Annotated in this window: 22 protein-coding genes and 1 pseudogene; 12 read left to right on the forward strand and 11 right to left on the reverse strand. The window is 62.9% G+C overall.

The window, feature by feature from the left end; all coding sequences use genetic code 11:
- Positions 1 to 21: 21 nt before the first annotated feature.
- The 7 genes from AC5ZGW_RS38420 to AC5ZGW_RS38450 are packed head-to-tail and all read right to left on the reverse strand — an operon-like array spanning position 22 to position 3,608.
- Positions 22 to 813 (reverse strand): acetoacetate decarboxylase, encoded by a 792-nt coding sequence (locus AC5ZGW_RS38420; RefSeq protein ID WP_130228599.1) that lies wholly within the window; start codon positions 811 to 813, stop codon positions 22 to 24.
- Positions 814 to 841: 28 nt separating this feature from the next.
- A complete protein-coding gene (locus AC5ZGW_RS38425) occupies positions 842 to 2,014 on the reverse strand; it encodes a DUF3734 domain-containing protein (RefSeq protein WP_130228600.1) in 1,173 nt (390 codons plus the stop codon).
- A gap of 39 nt (positions 2,015 to 2,053) precedes the next feature.
- A complete protein-coding gene (locus AC5ZGW_RS38430) occupies positions 2,054 to 2,653 on the reverse strand; it encodes a PepSY domain-containing protein (protein WP_130228601.1) in 600 nt (199 codons plus the stop codon).
- A gap of 24 nt (positions 2,654 to 2,677) precedes the next feature.
- Complete coding sequence (locus AC5ZGW_RS38435) at positions 2,678 to 2,959, reverse strand: hypothetical protein (protein WP_496114060.1); 282 nt, start codon at positions 2,957 to 2,959, stop codon at positions 2,678 to 2,680.
- A 58-nt stretch (positions 2,960 to 3,017) separates the two neighbouring features.
- Positions 3,018 to 3,236 (reverse strand): hypothetical protein, encoded by a 219-nt coding sequence (locus tag AC5ZGW_RS38440; RefSeq protein ID WP_245474939.1) that lies wholly within the window; start codon positions 3,234 to 3,236, stop codon positions 3,018 to 3,020.
- A gap of 19 nt (positions 3,237 to 3,255) precedes the next feature.
- Positions 3,256 to 3,411 (reverse strand): hypothetical protein, encoded by a 156-nt coding sequence (locus AC5ZGW_RS38445; RefSeq protein WP_165435440.1) that lies wholly within the window; start codon positions 3,409 to 3,411, stop codon positions 3,256 to 3,258.
- On the reverse strand, positions 3,408 to 3,608 hold the full coding sequence (locus tag AC5ZGW_RS38450) for a hypothetical protein (protein WP_130228603.1): 201 nt from the start codon (positions 3,606 to 3,608) through the stop codon (positions 3,408 to 3,410). The genes AC5ZGW_RS38445 and AC5ZGW_RS38450 overlap by 4 nt, the downstream gene beginning before the upstream one ends.
- A gap of 489 nt (positions 3,609 to 4,097) precedes the next feature.
- Here AC5ZGW_RS38450 and AC5ZGW_RS38455 point away from each other — a divergent pair, with 489 nt between their 5' ends.
- Together AC5ZGW_RS38455 and AC5ZGW_RS38460 are read left to right on the forward strand one after the other, a co-directional pair.
- Positions 4,098 to 4,535: a hypothetical protein gene (locus AC5ZGW_RS38455; RefSeq protein WP_245474940.1), complete on the forward strand. Its 438-nt coding sequence runs from the start codon at positions 4,098 to 4,100 to the stop codon at positions 4,533 to 4,535.
- Positions 4,536 to 4,591: 56 nt separating this feature from the next.
- Positions 4,592 to 5,188, forward strand: a complete 597-nt coding sequence (locus tag AC5ZGW_RS38460) for a TetR/AcrR family transcriptional regulator (protein WP_245474941.1) — start codon at positions 4,592 to 4,594, stop codon at positions 5,186 to 5,188.
- 40 nt (positions 5,189 to 5,228) lie between these two features.
- Here the strand turns inward: AC5ZGW_RS38460 and AC5ZGW_RS38465 are convergent, their stop codons facing one another.
- Positions 5,229 to 5,879 (reverse strand): TetR/AcrR family transcriptional regulator, encoded by a 651-nt coding sequence (locus AC5ZGW_RS38465; protein WP_130228607.1) that lies wholly within the window; start codon positions 5,877 to 5,879, stop codon positions 5,229 to 5,231.
- Positions 5,880 to 6,134: 255 nt separating this feature from the next.
- Here AC5ZGW_RS38465 and AC5ZGW_RS38470 point away from each other — a divergent pair, with 255 nt between their 5' ends.
- The 6 genes and pseudogenes from AC5ZGW_RS38470 to AC5ZGW_RS38495 all read left to right on the forward strand — a co-directional run bounded on the left by AC5ZGW_RS38470 (position 6,135) and on the right by AC5ZGW_RS38495 (position 13,082).
- Positions 6,135 to 6,962, forward strand: a complete 828-nt coding sequence (locus AC5ZGW_RS38470; protein WP_245474942.1) for a sensor histidine kinase family protein — start codon at positions 6,135 to 6,137, stop codon at positions 6,960 to 6,962.
- Positions 6,959 to 8,074, forward strand: a complete 1,116-nt coding sequence (locus AC5ZGW_RS38475; RefSeq protein ID WP_130228609.1) for an efflux RND transporter periplasmic adaptor subunit — start codon at positions 6,959 to 6,961, stop codon at positions 8,072 to 8,074. The genes AC5ZGW_RS38470 and AC5ZGW_RS38475 overlap by 4 nt, the downstream gene beginning before the upstream one ends.
- Positions 8,071 to 9,146 (forward strand): annotated as a pseudogene (locus AC5ZGW_RS38480) (efflux RND transporter periplasmic adaptor subunit). Before AC5ZGW_RS38475 ends, AC5ZGW_RS38480 begins: the two are co-directional and overlap by 4 nt.
- Positions 9,143 to 12,307: an efflux RND transporter permease subunit gene (locus AC5ZGW_RS38485; RefSeq protein ID WP_245474943.1), complete on the forward strand. Its 3,165-nt coding sequence runs from the start codon at positions 9,143 to 9,145 to the stop codon at positions 12,305 to 12,307. The pseudogene AC5ZGW_RS38480 and the gene AC5ZGW_RS38485 overlap by 4 nt, the downstream one beginning before the upstream one ends.
- Before the next feature lie 35 nt (positions 12,308 to 12,342).
- Positions 12,343 to 12,828 carry a hypothetical protein gene (locus AC5ZGW_RS38490; RefSeq protein WP_496114061.1) on the forward strand — a complete coding sequence of 162 codons (486 nt, stop codon included), beginning with the start codon at positions 12,343 to 12,345 and terminating at the stop codon, positions 12,826 to 12,828.
- A gap of 74 nt (positions 12,829 to 12,902) precedes the next feature.
- Complete coding sequence (locus AC5ZGW_RS38495; RefSeq protein ID WP_130231109.1) at positions 12,903 to 13,082, forward strand: hypothetical protein; 180 nt, start codon at positions 12,903 to 12,905, stop codon at positions 13,080 to 13,082.
- Between the two features lie 31 nt (positions 13,083 to 13,113).
- Here AC5ZGW_RS38495 and AC5ZGW_RS38500 read toward each other — a convergent pair whose 3' ends face one another.
- From AC5ZGW_RS38500 to AC5ZGW_RS38510, 3 genes are read right to left on the reverse strand one after another with little or no spacing between them, the layout of a single operon-like run.
- Positions 13,114 to 13,461 carry a DUF1634 domain-containing protein gene (locus AC5ZGW_RS38500; protein WP_130231111.1) on the reverse strand — a complete coding sequence of 116 codons (348 nt, stop codon included), beginning with the start codon at positions 13,459 to 13,461 and terminating at the stop codon, positions 13,114 to 13,116.
- Entirely contained in the window at positions 13,458 to 14,330 is an 873-nt protein-coding gene (locus AC5ZGW_RS38505; RefSeq protein WP_207231172.1) for a sulfite exporter TauE/SafE family protein, read from the reverse strand. Before AC5ZGW_RS38505 ends, AC5ZGW_RS38500 begins: the two co-directional genes overlap by 4 nt.
- The gene (locus AC5ZGW_RS38510) at positions 14,323 to 15,069 is read right to left on the reverse strand and encodes a GntR family transcriptional regulator (protein ID WP_028168523.1); all 747 of its coding nucleotides are present in this window, start codon (positions 15,067 to 15,069) and stop codon (positions 14,323 to 14,325) included. The genes AC5ZGW_RS38505 and AC5ZGW_RS38510 overlap by 8 nt, the downstream gene beginning before the upstream one ends.
- A 94-nt stretch (positions 15,070 to 15,163) precedes the next feature.
- Here AC5ZGW_RS38510 and AC5ZGW_RS38515 point away from each other — a divergent pair, with 94 nt between their 5' ends.
- The 4 genes from AC5ZGW_RS38515 to AC5ZGW_RS38530 all read left to right on the forward strand — a co-directional run bounded on the left by AC5ZGW_RS38515 (position 15,164) and on the right by AC5ZGW_RS38530 (position 17,695).
- Positions 15,164 to 15,724: a DoxX family protein gene (locus tag AC5ZGW_RS38515; RefSeq protein ID WP_245475150.1), complete on the forward strand. Its 561-nt coding sequence runs from the start codon at positions 15,164 to 15,166 to the stop codon at positions 15,722 to 15,724.
- Between the two features lie 93 nt (positions 15,725 to 15,817).
- The gene (locus tag AC5ZGW_RS38520; RefSeq protein WP_028168524.1) at positions 15,818 to 16,702 is read left to right on the forward strand and encodes a haloalkane dehalogenase; all 885 of its coding nucleotides are present in this window, start codon (positions 15,818 to 15,820) and stop codon (positions 16,700 to 16,702) included.
- A gap of 267 nt (positions 16,703 to 16,969) precedes the next feature.
- Positions 16,970 to 17,455, forward strand: a complete 486-nt coding sequence (locus AC5ZGW_RS38525) for an HPP family protein (protein WP_080664103.1) — start codon at positions 16,970 to 16,972, stop codon at positions 17,453 to 17,455.
- A gap of 45 nt (positions 17,456 to 17,500) precedes the next feature.
- Positions 17,501 to 17,695, forward strand: coding sequence for a hypothetical protein (locus AC5ZGW_RS38530; RefSeq protein ID WP_349645140.1), 195 nt, complete (start codon positions 17,501 to 17,503; stop codon positions 17,693 to 17,695).
- Positions 17,696 to 18,320 lie beyond the last annotated feature (625 nt).

Consider the following 18,320-nt stretch of genomic DNA (forward strand, 5'->3'; position numbering starts at 1 on the left):
GGTCGCGGCGCGCAGTTGAAATTAAAAGACCAAGGCTCTCTCACGGGCTCGAATCGAGCCGCGAGCCGGCTGTCCCAGATAGTCGTGCATCACCGTCCCGAGCCCGAGCGTGAGGTCAGCACGGATGTGAACGGCGGCGACGATCTCCAGTACCGGCAGTTCTGCTACCGGCGCTAGTGCGTGTGGTGAGAGCGCCAAGGCCGCCGGTCCGGTCCAGGCGCCCTTCAGCACGATGTCCTCGAGATGGTACTGAACGAGCTCGCAGATGCGTGGGGTGCCGTCGACGTGCGGGATGATCTTGAGCAGGAAGTTCGGCTCCTTGAGAGCAGCGTTGACGTTCGCCAGATCGGCCTCGCGGTGCTTGTAGCCCATCGTGCCCGTGGCGACCCGGAGCGGGCCGTAATCCAGCGTACCGATCAGCGTGTCGATCTCGGTTCGCAACGTCGGCTGCGCAAGCTTCTTCGGAAAGCCCCAGAGCTCACGTCCGCCCGCAATCGGTCCTTCGTCGTTGAGGAACATGCAATGCGTGTACCCACCCTTGCGGCCGCGGAAGGAGACGGGAATGACCTGCCCGCTTTCCGTGTAATCGCCAAAGCCGTTGGAATCTGGCATGCGGATGAACTCGTATTTGACGAGCGCGTCTCGCTCATCCACCTCCAGCGGCTCCGGAACCACGGCCCGGAGCTTGGTCGGGTCCGTGCGATAGGTGATGATCATGTATTCGCGATCGACGAACCGGTACGGCCCGGGTGGATAGGCCGGGTTGGTCAGTGGCATTGCGAAGGCTCGTTGTTTCACATCTGTCTCGCGCATTGCGTTATCTCGAGGCGATGAGGTTCGGTCACTCGCGGCCGTCATGTTCGAGATCGAAGGTGAAGACCCCGTCGGGACTCGATGGCCGGGCGAGCACCTCGGGATGGCGCAGGGTACGCAGGGCGTCGTGGTAGCCGGCTTGCCAATGGTCCTGCATCGACAGGCGCGAGAACTCGTAGTCCTTCGAATGCCCTTCGTGGTTGCGCGCGCGATAGATCAGGTGGACGATATTGTAGACATTCCGCGAGACCGCCGTGCTGAGCAGTTTCACGTCCTCATGCTGATTGAGATCCTCGGGCAGCCTTCCCAGGAGATCCGTGAGTGCGCGCCGCAGGCGCTGCACATGCTTGAACTGGTCGGTGCTGGCGCGCGTGCGGCTGGAATACTGGATCTCCTTGTGCCGCGTGACGACCTCAGCCATGTTGCGGGGAAGTTGACCGCGCGCGCTCCAGAGGTCGACCTGGAACGCAAGCATGTCCTGCGGCGCATCCGACTCGATCACCCATTGCAGCGGCGTGTTGGAGACGAGACCGCCGTCCCAATAGTGCTCGCCCTCGATCTCCACGGCCGGAAAGCCGGGCGGCAGTGCGCCGCTCGCCATGATGTGCTCCGGCCGGATCGTATGGATCGTGTTGTCGAAATAGACGAAATTACCGGTTCTGACGTTGACCGCGCCGGCGCTGAAGCGCGTCAGCCCGGCATTGATACGATCGAAGTCGACCACGCGCTCCAGCGTGGTCTTGAGCGCGCGCGTGTCATAGATGCTGGTCGCGTCGCTGGCTCCGCCGGGCTGCAGCCAGGGCAGGACGGGACGGGCGGAGAAGAATCCGGTGGCGCCACACGTGGCCGCCAGACCGGCGCTCATCTGGTTGATGAGGTTGCGCGTATTGTCGCTCCGCGTCCAATCCAGGAAGGGATTGCCGGACCAATCCCAGGGGGCGGTGGAGGTGACCTGGGTCCAGAAATCGCGCAGGCGGTCAACACGGGACTCGGGCGGATTGCCGGCGATGATGGCGGCATTGATGGCTCCGATCGAGATGCCGGCGACCCAGTCGGGGTGAATGCCGGCTTCGCCTAAGGCTTCGTACACGCCCGCCTGATAGGCGCCGAGCGCACCGCCGCCCTGCAACAGCAGCGCGATGCAGTCGAAGGGAAGCTGCCGTCGTGCGGATGAGAGCTCTGGTCGAGGCTGGAAGTTCATGGTGAGTTCGCTCTTTGATTCTTGATGGAAATGCTCGTGTTAATGGTGACTCGTGTCTTGCTTTCCGACCTTTGGAGGCTCGAGCAGCACCTCCTTCAAATGGTCGCCGGAGGCGACGACGATCACGAAGTTGAGTTTGCCGTCCTGTCGGATCAGCCCACCGGCCAGCGCGCTGCCGGCCGCCGCTTTCTCGGCGACCTGCACGGCGTCCGACAATTCCTGCTTGATCCATTTCAGGGCGAGGATCTTGGCGAGGTCTTCCCGATCGAGCTCCTTCAGCGACGATGTCATCTCCTTCCCGGTGATGCTTCCGGTATTTGCGTCGATGGCATTCTCCCACACGTGCTCATTCCGGATCGTGCGAACGCGGTAGACGGGCGGGCCGTCGATCTCGAAGCTGATGTCGGCGGTCTTCGAGCCATCATGCAGACGTTCCGCGATCTCCATCGCCCGGCTGAGCGGGACGCGCGTGGTACGGAATTCCGAGAGAACGCGGCGGATAGCTGCCTCTTCGGCCTCGCTTTGCGCAGTGGAGGTTCGGGCGCCCGCACCCGCAGGAGTCTGGACATCCGCGACGGCGGCTGTCGCGGCGAGCGTGGCGGACCACATGATCAGGGCAAACAAATGCTGCTTCGACATTGGATTAATCTCGGTCTTGGTTGGTCAATCGCCTGCGAGGGCTGTGTGAGCGACGAAGATCTCCTTGTCGGAGAGCGTGGGCAGCGACTGGTTGGTATCGATCACGACGCGCTCCGGCCCCTTCACGTCGGAGTGGATGCGGATCGGAGGCCGCGCACGATCCGGCTCCGCGAAGCGGCTTGGCAGTTGGGCCGGGAGCACCCAACCGATCGCCCAAAGCAAGCAGAGCAGGTCGCCGCCAACCGACAGAAAATAGCCGCGCAAGGGAAGGGCGGTGTCGTTCGATCGGCTCGCGTGCATTGACATTATGGATCGTCGGCTCATGGCGTGCGGCTCCTGACAACGGCATCACTCTGTCGCATCGTCAGATACTCCACGGGCGGGGATGCCGGCGCGCACGTTCGGCGTCGAGATAACCGCGCTCATCGAGCCAGTCGGTTGGACAATAGGCTGCGGCCTTCGGATCGATCGCGAGCCCATCGCGCTGGAGCGCTGTCCGTGTTCCGGTCACACCGGTCCACACGACCTCGCCGTTGATCGGGTCCACTTTCATCCCGTCAAAGACTTCGATGAAGTTCAGCATCTCACACACCCGTGCTCGCTCACGCCGTGTGCGTGAGACGGTCGACTTCGTCTGGCGCAACGCCTCTGCGCGCGAGTTCGGACTCGATCACGTCGAACACGCATTCGACCGGCGCGATCCAGGCGTTGACCCAGTAGATGATGCAGTCGCGGGCGATCAGCAGGGCCGGCGTCATGCGACCGTCCTCCGCTCCAGCCGGATAGTGCTGGGCTGGCGTGTGGCGAGCGTATGAGCCCACGCGATCATCGCGATCGTGATGCCAAGCAGCAGGCTCAGGGCCACGAGGCACAAGGCGACAATCAGGTTCAGCGATGCGGCGGCGAGGCCGGGCAACGGATTTTCGCGCATCAACGCGAACAGGAGTGTTGACATTCCGCGTCTCCTTAATAAAATACACCGTATAGTTCATATAAATCACGCGCCGCTGCCTGAGTCAAGACGAGTGCGTCACAAGCGCGTGTGCAGGATCAAGGCGGCGAGGCTCCGCCAGGTTCAACCAGAAGCCTCGAGCAGAGAAGGGATCTGACATGACGAGATTGATGCCGGCGTTATTCGCAGCGGCCGTAGTCGCGCTTGGCAGCGCAACAGGTTTTGCCCAGGAGAACCGGGGCACAGCCGAGCAGCGAGCGGCTTGCACCCCCGACGCCTTTCGCCTGTGCAGTGCCTACATTCCCGATCCATCGGGAGTCGAAGCCTGTCTGCGGCTCAGGAAATCGGATCTGAGCGAAGGCTGTAAAGCGGTGTTCGAGCAGGCATCCACCGGCTCAGCCAGGGGCAGATAACCAGCGAGATTGCGGCGTGATGTGACGAGGCGCTGCCTTGAGCCACGTCCGCACTGCGACAGTAGACAGGAGCGATCTTATGAGCACGGTGTACATCCCGGCCCTGGCTGCCTTCGGCGGCTCTGCGTTCGGCGCGCTCTCGACCATCGTTAGTGGATGGTTCAGCGGACGCCGAAGGCGGCGCGACCTTCATCATGCCCGCTCGTTCTCAAGGCGCGAACAATTGTACCATAGCTTCATCGAGGAGGGATCACGGCTCTATGCCGAGGCCCTGGTCAATGATCAGGCCGAAATTCCGCAGTTGGTCAGCCTCTATACGCTGATCGGACGCATGCGGATCTTGTCGAGCAACGAGGTCGTTCAGGCCGCCGAGAGAGCCGGGCACCTGATCATCGAGACGTATCTCTCGCCCAATCGCACATTCGTCGATCTCCCCAAATTCATCGAGGAGATGGATCCCTTGCGCGATTTCGGAGAGGCCTGTCGCCGCGAGCTGATGAACTTTCCGGCGGAGTGAGCGACGTTATGCGCGAAGAGATTGACGACCGAACGAGGAGCGCTCGCCGAAGGATCGTGCAGGCTGCTATCCATCTCTATCGCGAGATGGGACACAACAAGACCACCGTCGCCGATATTGCGCGGCACTTGTCGATGTCCTCAGCCAACGTCTATCGGTTCTTTCCCTCGAGGCGGGCGATCGAGGAGGCTGTGGTGCAGGAGGTGCTCGAGGAGGCGGTCAGTGCGGCGGCTGAGGCGGCCCGCGGCAGTGGCCCAGCGCTACGGCGCTTGGCTGCAATCCTGAAGGCCATCGCCGACTGCAATGAAGCTCGACCGGCGAAGCATCGGCGACTGCAGGATTTGATAACTCTGGCCGTCCGTCAGAACTGGACGGTCATCCTCACCTACGACGACAGGATCCGAGGGCTGGTGCGACCGATCGTCGGCGCCGGGCAAGCACGCGGCGAACTGCAGGGCGGCAGTCCAATGGCGCTGACCTGCTGCCTGCTGGAAGCCATGGATGTCTATCTCAACCCATCGCGGGTCGGGGCTGCGACGCTGCGGCCAAGCTTCGACGAGATGTTGAGATTTTGTACGGGTGCTTTGCATCGTGGGCCATTCCTGCAGCCGGCCGAGATGACAGCTCACGTGCAGCTCAAGGCCGCCGGCTGATGCGAATGCTTCCAGGCCAAACGTCCAAAGCAGACACTTACTATGACCAGTCCGTTTCGCAGGCTGCCAGGAAAAAGCCGACGCGCTCGCGCACGAAGCCCGGAAGTTCCTTCTTCAGGTCCTTCTGAGTTTCACCGACCAGCGACCGGAACAGCATCGGTAGCAGAATCAGGTCGAGAAAAATCTGCGCGGTAGCACGGCTTCGCTTGGCGCTGAAAGGGCCCCTCGGGGTGCGCGCGAGTTTTTGCGTGGCGTCGTCCAGCAGTTGGGATACCGCGGCGAGCGAGCGATCGCGCGCAGCGTCGTGCACGTTGCGGCTCAGTTCGGGAAAGCGCTGCGATTCCGCGATCGTCGCGCGCACCATGCCCAATGACTCTTCGATGACCCTGTCGACAAGGGTTGTGCCGAGGCTCATCAACTTGTCCTCGATGGTGCGGCCTTCGGGCGAGAAGTCCTCGAAGTCCATCAAGCCGTCGATGGTGCGGGCCACCACCGCCGCGAACAACGCTTCCTTGCCGGGGAAGTGGGCGTAGATCGTCGGCTTGCTTGCAGGCGCAAGCTCGGAAATGTCGTCGATGCTGGCGCTGCGATAGCCCTTCTCCAGAAACAGCTGCTGGGCGGCATCGAGAATGCGCGCCGGCGCGTCGCCGGCCAGATCCTTGGGCGGTCTGCCTCGCTTCGTCTTCTTCATTGTGGGTCCTCCGAAATCACGAGTCTGTGCGCGTCGCTTTCCCACTTGACATGGCTCGCGAAGAAAGGCAAGAAAAAGAAAATATACGGTATAGTTTATTTATCCGCCAGCTCATCGTGTTTCGTGAGCCTGGCGAGTGATCTCAAGAGATCGGGGTCCCAAAGGTGCCGGGACGGTGGACCCCCGTCGTTCGAGCCGAATGAGGAGAATGTCGTGACTGTTTTGAGCCCAGCCCCGTCCGGCTTGCAGGAAGGCGTGCTGCTGCGCGAGCTGAATCGCAGGGTCACCAACGGTGTTGCCTTGGCCATCGACCTGGTCTCCGCCGCGGTCATCCGGGTCGAGGGGACGGAAGCCAAATGCGCGCTCGGCGATATCGTCGAGCTGCTGCATGGCTACGCCGACGTGCATCGTGCGCTGGCCATGCCAACGAGCGACACGCTGATCCATGCCGCGACCCACCTTCGCAAGCTCGGCTGTGGCATGCGCCGGGCGCTGCTGGACCGGATGAACATTCAACTGGCATTCGCGACCCAGTCCATCGCGCTCCAGCCGAAGCGCTGCTGGCATCTGGGCCTGATCGTCCATGAGCTCGTGATGCACGCGGCACGGCACGCCTGCTTCGACGCGCGGGCCGGGCAGATCAAGATCAAGCTGACGCGCACCGGCGCGCTGGTGAACTGCGTGATCCTGGACAACGGAACGCGTCCCGCCCGCGATGTCTCGGATCGCGAATTGCGAATTGCGAAGGAAATCGCGAGGGCGCTCAGCGGTCGGATCGAGCAGGGTTTCGGCGCCGAATTCACCTCGATTGTTTTCTCGTTCCCGCTGACTGAGCGCGAACGGGGCGCAAACTGGTCAATCGCAACGCGCCAGATGAGGGCTCCGCGCCGCACCAGAGCCACCGCTTCAAATGAAGCCCTGCTCACGGCAAGCGCGGCGTCCGATCAACGCGAGCCCACCGTTGAGACCGATCCCCTTGCGGGACTCCTGCGCCAGCAAGAAAGCGAAATGATTGTCCCCCGCCAATCCGCCGATGCGCTTGGCGCGCTGTTGTCTCCTTCCCATCATACGGACGCGCTATGAAAAGCCAAATCTCGAACCCCGTTCGAACGCCTCATGCGGCGAAGACCCTCGCCGCAGCGGCGGTGCTTGCCAGCGTTGCGCTGACCGGTTGCAACGATCACGCGGCGCAGACGGCCACACGGGCAACGCTGGTCCGTACCACGATCGTGCAGCCGCGCGACCGGCAAGCCGCCATCACGTTGACGGGCGAGGTTCAGGCGCGCTTCCGCGCCGATCTTTCGTTCCGCGTCAGCGGACGTGTGATTGCTCGCGCGGTGGACATTGGTGCTCACGTCGAAAGGGGCGACGTCCTCGCCCGGCTCGATCCGGCCGAGCAACAGGCCGATGTCGATGCCGCGACCGCGGCAGTTGCCTCCGCCGAAGCCCAGCTGCGCGTGGCGAAGGCAACGTTCGAGCGGCAGAAAGCGCTGATCGCAAGCGGCTTCACCACCCGGACCGTTTACGACCAGGCCCAGGAAGGTCTGCGAACCGCTGAGGGTGTGCTGGAGGCGGCTAAGGCTCAGCTCGGTACCTCGCGCGATGCGCTCGGATATACCACCCTGCGTGCTGAAGCGGATGGCGTCATTACCGCGCGAAGTATCGAGGTCGGCCAAGTCGTTCCGGCTGCCCAACCCGTGTTCTCGCTCGCGCAGGACGGGGAGCGGGATGCCGTCTTCGAGGTCTACGAATCCGTCTTCCTTGGCCAGGCCGACAGCGGCCGCGTGATGCTGGCGCTGATCTCCGATCCCGGCGTGACAGCAACGGGTGAGGTGAGGGAGATTTCACCGGCTATCGACGCGAAGAGCTCCACGATCCGCGTCAAGGTGTCGATTGAGAACCCGCCGGCTGCGATGACCCTGGGCAGCGCCGTCTCGGGGACGGTTGTGGCGAAAGCCGAGAGGCAGATCACCTTGCCCTGGAGCGCGCTGATGGCCGCAGGCAGGAGGCCTGCCGTCTGGACCGTCGATCCAAAAACGCAGACAGCGTCGCTGAAGCCGGTCACGGTCGGTGCCTATGAAGCCGGTCAGGTGCTGATCAAGGGGGGCCTCGAGCCCGGCGAGCGCGTCGTCGTCGACGGCGGTAAGCTTTTGAGCGTCGGCCAGTCGGTCACTGAAGTGGGAGACCGGTCATGAAGCGACAGGTCATGATGATCGCTGGCACGCTCGCGGCGGCCTCGTTGCTCGCCGGCTGTCAGCAGGAGACGAGCGCGCCGGAGCCCGTGCGCCCCGTGCTCTCAATGCTGGCCAAGCCCGACAACAATGACAGCACGCTTGCCGTCGGCACGGTCGAGCCGCGCTACAAGACCAATCTTGGTTTTCGCGTACTCGGACGGCTGACTTCGCGCCCGGTCTACGTTGGCGACATCGTCAGCGAAGGGCAAATCATCGGGACGATCGATCCCACCGCACTCGATCTCGCCGTTCGCGCGGCCAAAGCTCAGCTTGCGAAGGCGAGGCGCAGCTTGCGACGACCAAGGCCACGGAGGAGCGGCAACGCGCGCTCATCACCAGCGATGCGACCACCAGGCAGACGCTGGACAATGCCGAGCAGGCCCGCGCCGGCGCCGAAGCAAGCGTCGCGCAGGAGCAGGCGAACCTGACCAAGGCGATCGAGCAACTCGGCTATGCCCAGATCAAGGCCGACTTCGGCGGCGTCGTCACCGCCGTCGGCGCGGAAGTCGGCCAGGTGGTCTCGCCCGGTCAAACCGTGGTGACGGTCGCGCGCCCGGACATTCGCGAGGCGGTCGTCGATATCGGGGAAGACCTGCCCGTGCCGCTCGAAGTTGGTCTCCCGTTCAGCGTCAGCCTGCAGCTCCTCCCCACCGTTCAGGTCGAGGGCAGGATGCGCGAAATCGCGCCGCAGGCCGATGCGGTGACGCGGCTGCGACGCGTCCGGATTGCGCTCGACAACCCGCCCGAAAGCTTCCGCCTTGGCGCGACCGTCACGGCAAAGCTTGGCAAGGACCAGAGCAAGGTGTTGCGCCTGCCCGCGTCAGCGGTGCTCGCCAGGGACGGCGCCGATTTCGTGTGGGTGGTCGATCAATCCACCAGCACCGTCTCCTTGCAGAAGATCGATGGTGTCGCCGAACAGGCGGGCATCCGCATCACCAGCGGGGTTGCCGCAGGCACCCGCGTCGTCACTGCCGGAATTCACAGCCTCAGGCCGGGACAGCACGTCCGCATCGCACAGGATCAAGAGCCATGAAGTCGTTCAACCTCTCTGACTGGGCGCTCGGCCATCGTTCGCTCGTCTGGTATTTCATGATCGCCTTCATGGCGGCCGGCCTGTTTGCCTATCTCCAGTTGGGACGGCAGGAGGATCCTGACTTCACCATCAAGACCATGGTGATCCAGGCGCAGTGGCCCGGCGCCTCGCCCGAGGAGATGACGCGTCAGGTCACCGACCGGATCGAGAAGAAGCTGGAGGAGCTGGAATCGCTCGACTACACCAAGAGCGTGACGGTCGCGGGTCAGACCACCGTCTTCGTCTATTTGCGCGATTCGACCAAGGCGGCCGACGTCAAGCCGACCTGGGTGCGCGTCCGCAACATGATCGCTGATATCAAGGGCGATTTCCCGCAAGGGGTGATTGGACCCGGCTTCAACGACCGCTTCGGCGACGTCTTCGGCAATGTCTATGCCTTCACCAGCGACGGCCTGAGCCAGCGGCAGCTCCGCGACCAGGTCGAGGACATCCGCGCCAAGGTGCTGACCGTGCCCAATGTCGGCAAGGTCGACATTCTCGGCGCGCAGGACGAGGTCATCTACCTCGAGTTCTCCACCCGCAAGATCGCGGCGCTCGGCCTCGACGTTCACGCCATCATGAATTCACTTCAGGGCCAGAACGCGGTGGCACCCTCCGGCGTGTTGCAGGAGGGGCCGGAGCGGATCAGCGTCCGCGTCAACGGCCAATTCACCTCGGAGGCGAGCCTGAAGGCGGTCAATCTGCGCATCAACGATCGCTTCTTCCCGTTGACCGATGTCGCGACCATCACGCGTGGCTATGTCGATCCGCCGTCAACCCTGTTTCGATACAACGGTCAACCTGCTATCGCGCTCGCGATCGGCATGAAATCCGGCGCGAACCTGCTCCAGTTCGGCGAAGCGCTGAAGGAGGAGATGACTGGGATCATCGCTGACCTGCCGATCGGCGTCGGCGTCCACCTCGTTGCCGACCAGCCCGTCGTGGTCGAACATGCCGTTTCGGGCTTCACCGAAGCGCTGTTCGAGGCCGTGATCATCGTGCTCGGCATCAGCTTCCTGAGCCTGGGCTTGCGGGCCGGCCTCGTGGTGGCCATCGCCATTCCGCTCGTGCTCGCGATCACCTTCGTCGTGATGGCCTATTGCGGCATCTCGCTGCAACGCATTTCGCTGGGGGCCCTGATCATCGCGCTTGGCCTCTTGGTCGACGATGCCATGATCGCGGTCGAAATGATGGTGGCGCGGCTTGAGATCGGCGATCCCCTCGAAAAGGCGGCAACCCACGTCTATACGTCGACCGCATTTCCGATGTTGACGGGAACGCTGGTCACCGTGGCCGGCTTCATCCCGATCGGTCTCAACAGCAGCAACGCCGGCGAGTTCACCTTCACCCTGTTCGTGGTGATCGCGGTATCCCTGATCGTCTCCTGGATCGTGGCCGTCTTGTTCACCCCGCTGCTCGGCGTCACCATCCTGCCGGCCAGGATGAAGGGACATCACGAGCAGAAGGGCCGCGTGGCGCAGATGTTGTTCGCGCGCCTCCTCCTGTTCTGCATGCATCATCGCTGGAGCACCGTCTCCGTGACGGCCGGCGCCTTCCTGCTCGCCCTGTTCGGCTTGCAGTTCGTGCAACAGCAGTTCTTCCCCTCGTCCGACCGTGCCGAGCTCGTGATCGACTGGAACCTGCCGCAGAACGCTTCGATCACCGAAACCAACACGCAGATGGCTCGCTTCGAGCGTGAGCAGCTGCAGGACAATAATTCGGTCGAGCACTGGTCCAGCTATGTCGGCACTGGTGCGCCGCGCTTCGTGCTGTCGTTCGACGTGCAGACCGCCAACACCTGGTTCGGTCAGCAGGTGATCGTGACCAAGGGCGGCATCGCCGCGCGCAACAAGCTCAAGTCGCAGTTCGAGGACTATTTGAGAAAGACGTTCCCGGGCACCGACACCTACGTCAAGCTGCTCGAGGTCGGCCCTCCCGTCGGCCGTCCGGTGCAATACCGCCTGAGCGGTCCCGACATCGCCGAGGTCCGCGACCTCTCGCAGAAGCTTGCAGGCGTCATTCGCAGCAGTCCCGACCTCGGCAACGTGGTGTTCGACTGGATGGAGCCGGCGCGCGTCGTCAAGGTCGATGTGCTCCAAGACAAGGCGCGTCAGCTCGGCGTCACCTCGGAAGACATCGCCTCCACCCTGAACTCGGTGCTGCAGGGCTCGTCGGTCACGCAGGTGCGCGACAGCATCTATCTCGTCAATGTCACCGGACGAGCGACCGCGCGGGAACGCGCCTCGATCGACACGCTGCGCGATCTCCAGATGACCGGGCTCGGCGGCCAATCGGTGCCGCTCGGGGCCGTCGCCAATCTGCGCTACGAGCTGGAGCAGCCCACGATCTGGCGCCGCGCGCGGATTCCGACCATCACGCTGAAAGCCGCCGTCGTCAGCAACGTTCAGCCGAAGACGGTCGTCGACCAGCTCGCGCAGAAGGTGGCGGAATTTACCAAGCAGCTTCCTGCGGGCTACGCGATCAAGATCGGCGGCTCAGTGGAGGAGAGCGCCAAGAGCCAGGGGCCGATCGTCGCGGTTGTGCCGTTGATGCTGTTCGTCATGGCGACCGTGCTGATGGTACAGCTGCAGAGCTTTTCGCGCCTGTTCCTGGTGTTCGCGGTCGCGCCGCTCGCGTCGATCGGCGTGGTCATGGCCATGCTGCCAAGCGGCGCGCCGCTGGGCTTCGTCGCCATCCTCGGCGTGCTTGCCCTCATCGGCATCTTGGTCCGAAACTCCGTGATCCTGATCGTGCAGATCGAGGATCTCAAGAAGGAGGGCAGGCCGGCCTGGGACGCCGTAGTGGAAGCGACCGAGCATCGCATGCGACCGATCCTGCTCACGGCCGCCGCCGCAAGTCTCGCGCTCATTCCGATCGCGCGCGAGATTTTCTGGGGGCCGATGGCCTACGCCATGATGGGCGGCATCATCGTCGGCACGCTGCTGACGCTGCTGTTCCTGCCGGCGCTGTATGTTGCCTGGTTTCGCATTCACCCCGATCACGGCGGTCAAACATCGACGGAGGAGCCGGCCGTGCCTGTGCACGACACTCCCGTGCACGGCGCGCCTCATGAACACGCTCGCGAGTCGCAGCCGACTCCCATCCCTGAAACGCAGTCTTGAGAAACAGCAACACCATGTCACGCACGACGATTCTGATGTTAACCCTTGGCACGATTCTCGGCACCGCGATGCTATCGCCACCTGCGGCGTTTGGACAATTCCCGCCGCCGCCTCCAATGGCCGGGCCTCCGCCAATCGCGGCCGGCGGGCCGCCGCTGGCTGCTGGGGGCCCCCCGGCATTCGCGGCTCGCCCTCCGATGGGGCTTGGCGGTGCACCACGTGCCGGCCTCGGTGGTCCGGCGCCTCGTCTCGATGCCGGACCTGGGCCGCGCGGTGCTCTCGCAGAGGGCGGGCGGGGCGGACCGGCGCTTGCGAACGCCACGCGCGCCACATCGGTGACCTACAACCGGTTCGGAAGCTACGGCCGGTACGGTGGGTCACGGTACGGCTATCGCGCGGCTTATGCAGCGAGCGCTTACGCCGGCGCCGCTGCGGGCTATGCCTATGGACGCGGCTACTCTTCCGAGGGCGACTGCTACTACGCCTACAGTCGCCACCGACGCGTTCTGGTTTGCGATTAACAATCAGTAGCAGGTGATTTTGGACCGGGCGAGCTCCAACGGCATGCCCATCACCTTCAATCTAGGAGAAGACAATGAACAAGCGACTGATAGCGACTATCGCCGGCTGCGCCTGCCTTGCCGCCGCGACGGCCGCCGAAGCACGAACCTCTTACGATGGCCCCTGGGATCTACTCTTCGTTACACAGCGCGGAAATTGCGATCCGAGCTACAGCTTTTCGGTGAACATCAGCTTCGCGGGGGGCTTTTGCTGAGGTGAATATCCTCATCGACAAAATCTCGCCTTCAGTGGATTGCAGGTCCATAAAGACCGGCCACTACACTGACGCCAATCGTTATGAGAACGATGCCGGAGATCGTCCCGAAGAGATAGTCCCGCTCGCGCAAGAACACGATCAGCATCAAGATAACGCGTAGGATCGGGAGCAGGATGATGAGCGCGATGCCTTTCCCGACGATGCTCGTGCCCAGCGTCATGGTATGCCCATGCGGGACGATGCATCGGCCGAAGAGGGCAACGATCATCCCGAGCGCGGTCACGCCCGACGCGAGCCAGATACCGTATTTGAGCTGCCGTGCAAGGAGCCGATCCATCCTGCGGGTTTCATCGAGCGCCTTGTCGTCCGCGATCATGCGGCCTTTCCGAACAACTCGATGTGGAAGGCAGAGAGCAGCATCTGCGCCGCAAGGGCTATAAGCACTACAACAAACAGGGCCCTCACTTTTTCATTTGAGACTCGCATCAAGATGCGGGCTCCGACGACTGATCCCAGAACCGACCCCAAGGCGACGGGACCGGCAATGGCGGGAACGATGGAGCCTCGTATGAAGTATGCCCCCGCGCTGGCAGAAGCGGTCACCCCTATCATGAAATTGGAGGTTGCCGAGGACACCTTGATCGGCAGGCGGAGGGCGGTGTCCATCGCAGGGATCTTGAGTACGCCGCTGCCAATCCCAAGCAGCGCCGAGATAAGACCGGCACCGTACATCAGGAACATTCCTCGGGGCAGCTGTCGTACCTGGTAGGTGACGCTACGGCCGAGCACATGGTCGGGATAGCTCGCGTGGAGTCGAAGTTTGTCCGCCCAATTGCCGGGCGGGTCGGCAATGCTGATACCGACCGGATCGCTGCGCCGGGCGAGCATCTGATGCGCCGATACCAGCAACACCACAGCGAACAGGCCGTAAAGGAAGGACACCGGGACGAGCCCGACAAAGAACACGCCCGTGAGAGCCCCGAGCGTCGTCGTAGTCTCCAGCACGATGGCGAGGCGAACGTTGGTGAGTCCTCGCTCAAGGAAGGATGCAGCGCTGCCGCAGGAGCAGGCGATCACCGAGACGATGCTTGCGCCGATGGCAGTGCGGAGGTCCACGCCGCCGAACAGGGTAAGGATGGGTACAATGAAGATGCCGCTGGCCATGCCGAGCATGCCGCCCAGCGCGCTCGCGCCAAACGACATGACGAACAGCCAGGATCCAAAGCCTGCATCCATGTCAGGCATCTCTGGTTTGCGTTGAGGTCCTCGTGCGTCGGGCAAGGCGCGTCACGAACCGGATCAGATCGCCGCGATAGTGTAACCGCTCATAGTCGACGGGCCGATTGCCGGTGGTGTAGGACGTGCGCTCGATGAGGAAGATCGGACTGCCGGTCGGCACTTGAAGCGCCTCGGCAGCGACAGCGTCGGCCGCGGCCGCTTCCAGCTTGTATTCAGCTTCGACCAGAGGCGTATCATACTTCTCCTCCAAAAGTGCAAAGACCGGTTCGGCCTCAAGGTCGTTTCCCGCGACCTTCTCGCCTAAGCCGCGAGGCAAGTAAGTCTCGTCGAAGGATATGGCTACACTGTCGGCTAGGCGAACACGCTGGAGCCTGAACACTAGCGTCCCAACTGGCAAGGCAAGGTGGCGTGCGACGGTTTCGTCGGCTGCCACAATGCGCTGGTCGAGCAAGCTGGTGCTCGGCGTTCGCCCCAATGCCTGCATGTCTTCGACGAAACCGGTTAGCTCGGTCAGCTCCTGCATGATCTTCGGTTGGGTGACGAAAGTGCCCTTGCCCCGCCTGATCTCGACGAGCCCGCGCTCGATCAGGTTCTGGATCGCCTTCCGCACCGTCGGGCGACTGACCTTGAATCGGTCAATTAGGCTTTCCTCGGGCGGCAATTGAGTTCCGGGCGGCAGGCTGCCGTCAGCGATGCCGGCCGCCAGAGCGGACGCGACACTTTCGTAAAGGGGCATAGGCGACATAACGTCATCGTGACGTCATGACCTCTTGATGTCAAGCCCAGCTCGCGGTAAATTCTCGTCATACCACGGCGTCCACACAGCCGGATTTAGATCAATGGAATCAATGAGCTATGTTAAGGAGAGGCCGCGAACGTGGCGCGATCTTCCTGATCTGATCAGCTGTTCGGCGATCGCCCGCTGGGCTCCGATCCCGCTGCGCCTGATTGTTGGATATGGCTTCGTGGAACACGGCTTCGCCAAGGCGGCGAGGGGCTTCGATGCATTCCCCGCCATCCTGCAGGCGATGGGCCTTCCCGCGCCTCATTTGCTGGGCTGGCTCACCATCGCGGTGGAGATCCTGGGCGGGCTGGCTGTACTGCTTGGTGCACTGGTGCCTCTCGCCAGTATCCCGATGGCGATCGTTCTTTTGACCGCGATGTTCACCGTGCACCTTCCGTATGGCTTCAGCTCAATCAAGCTTCAGGCAATAACGGCCGCGGGCGCGCAGTTCGGGCCGCCGGGTTATGAAACCGATCTCCTTTACCTCGCTTGCCTGGCGGCTCTCGTCTTGGGCGGACCCGGACCGCTTTCTATCGACCGCCTTCTGGCGGATCGCACAAGTGAAGCGGCATCAACTCCAAACTCGATCGCGACGTGCAATGTATCGGGACAGTAGACGCAGGACCGCGCAGACGGAGAAGCGACACGTAAGGCGTCCGCAATTCGGCTCAAAGGCTTTCTCGGTTGGCGAATATGAGGAGAAGCGAACATGATCTCTGCGGCATTTCCGTACCAAAAGCAGCGGCGGCGGGTCCTCGGCAGCGAGATGGCGTACGTGGAGGTGGGAGAGGGCGACCCGATCGTGCTGCTGCACGGCAATCCCACCTCGTCGTACCTCTGGCGCAACGTGTTGCCGCACCTGCAGCCACGAGGCCGCTGCATTGCCCCCGACCTGATCGGCATGGGCGACTCCGACAAGCTGCCTGACAGTGGCCCCGGCTCGTATCGCTTCGTCGAGCACCGCCGCTACCTCGACGCCCTGCTCGAGGCCCTGGATGTGCGCGAGCGGGTCACCTTGGTCGTCCATGACTGGGGTTCGGCCCTCGGCTTCGACTGGGCCAACCGCCACCGCGAGGCCGTGAAGGGTATCGCGTACATGGAGGCGATCGTGGGGCCGCAGTACTGGGATCACTGGGACAAGTTCGGAATGCGTTCCGCCTTGCAAGGGCTGCGTTCCGAGCAAGGCGAGACGATGGTCCTGCAAGACAACTTTTTCATCGAGAAGATCCTGCCGGGGGCTATCCTGCGCACCCTCTCCGCCGAGGAGATGGCGGAGTACCGACGGCCGTTCGCCGAGCCCGGCGAGGGGCGACGGCCGACGCTGACGTGGCCCCGGCAGATCCCCATTGAGGGCGAGCCCGCCGACGTGGCTGCGATCGTGAACGCCTACGCGGACTGGCTGGCGGCGAGCAATGTGCCTAAGCTGTTCTTGAGGGCAGAGCCCGGTGGTATCCTCGCCCACGGCCCGGTTCTCAACTTGGCCCGCAGCTTCCCAGCGCAGACCGAGGTGACGATCTCGGGGCTCCATTTCGTCCAGGAAGATTCGCCGCACGAGATCGGACGGGCCGTCGCTGATTGGATGGCGAAGTTATAGAGTGCAATTACCTGGAGATCGTCGGACTCCGAACGATCATCGATGCCTCGGGTCCTGCACTTCGAAGAGATCGCCGCAGCCGCGGTGGCGCTCTCCGAGCCCGAGTTCCGAGTGCTCGATCAGGTCTCGCCAGCACGCTCAGGCAAACAGCAGCGCGTTCCGGCGTAACGGCTGCTCGCGGCCAACTTATCTGGCCATCATCAAACTTCCAACCCGAATACGCTTGGCCGGCGCCGACGCCAACCGTGACCTAGAAATCAGGCTCAGATGCCCTACCGACCTCGCTTACTTGCCATCCTTGCCGGAGCGGCCGGGAGCGCAATCGCGATCGGAAACATGGAGGCGTTCTCTATTGAGAGCACATTTCCGCTCTTCGCGGTTCCATTCGCGACATCGATCGTGACGGTATTGGGCTCACCAAAAGCAGAACCGGCACAACCCCGTGCCCTTGTCGGCGGTCATCTTATCTCCACGCTGGTTGGGCTACTGGTTGTGAAATTGTGCGGTCCAGCGCCGTGGGCCGCCGCCATCGCAGTTGGTTTGGCAATGATCGCAATGCATCTGACCGGCACATTTCACCCGCCCGCCGGCATCGATCCGCTGGTTGTTGTCGTCGACAACATGTCCTGGAGCTTTCTGGTCGTGCCGGTTGGCATCGGCGCCATGCTGCTCGCGACGTTTGCTTTTGCTTGGAACAATGTCCTCACGGGACGCGCCAATGAAGGCCATGTCTGGCCGATCCGGTGGTGGTGACCTTTCATACGCCTTATTGCGGTTGGCCGGGGAAAAGGTGTGCCAATGGCCGCGCCGCAGATACGCACCAAACAGTTCGTGCTCGATGGCGAGGCCGTGCTGCTCGGCGTCGATGGCATCAGCGACTTCGCCGGGCTGCACTCACGTAAGCACGACGACGAGGTCCAATTCTATGCGTTCGATGTCCTGACAGCTGAGGGCGAGGACTACCGCAAGCTGCCCCAACCCTGCCGCCGGTGATGACGCCGCAACCGGCTTCGGTCATTGCGTGACTTGATCTAGTTCTCTCGCTCCCGGTGGGTGAGTTTATAGCCCGGAGCGGGCAAACCAAGCGGTGTGTACAGATAGCTGACGACCAGCGACGGGACGCCACGGCTCGCGATTTCAATCAGCCTGCCGTGATCTGGATTGTCCTTAATATCCTCCAGTGATGTGAGCAATGCCTTTGTTTGTGATCTGATTGAGCAGCCGGGTCCGGGGCGAGTGGCGGTTCGAGCGGTTCGTCGAGCGGAGCAGGCGGGACGGGTTCGAGCTCTGGCGCAGCCGGTGGAGGAGATGCGGGCTCGGCAGGCCAAATGTCGCCGAAGAACAAGAGGTGAGATCGACGCGGTCCCGCAGCTAGGGCGTGTACTCATTGAGCGACTGGCCGAATGATGTTCGCTCAACCCCCAACAGCGGCGAAAGAGCGGACATTGCCCGAGGTCGCAGAAGGGCCATGTGTGGACCAATACGGCAGGTCTGGCCACAGATGCTGAGCACGCTTCTTCGCCCCCAACCACGATCGGCCCCGCCGCAGCGTTATCTCGCAAGTGTCGCCTTGTAGGACCGGTTGAAATGGACACAATATGCTCGCTTCGGGATCGAG

Source organism: Bradyrhizobium sp. Crot121 (assembly GCF_059512385.1).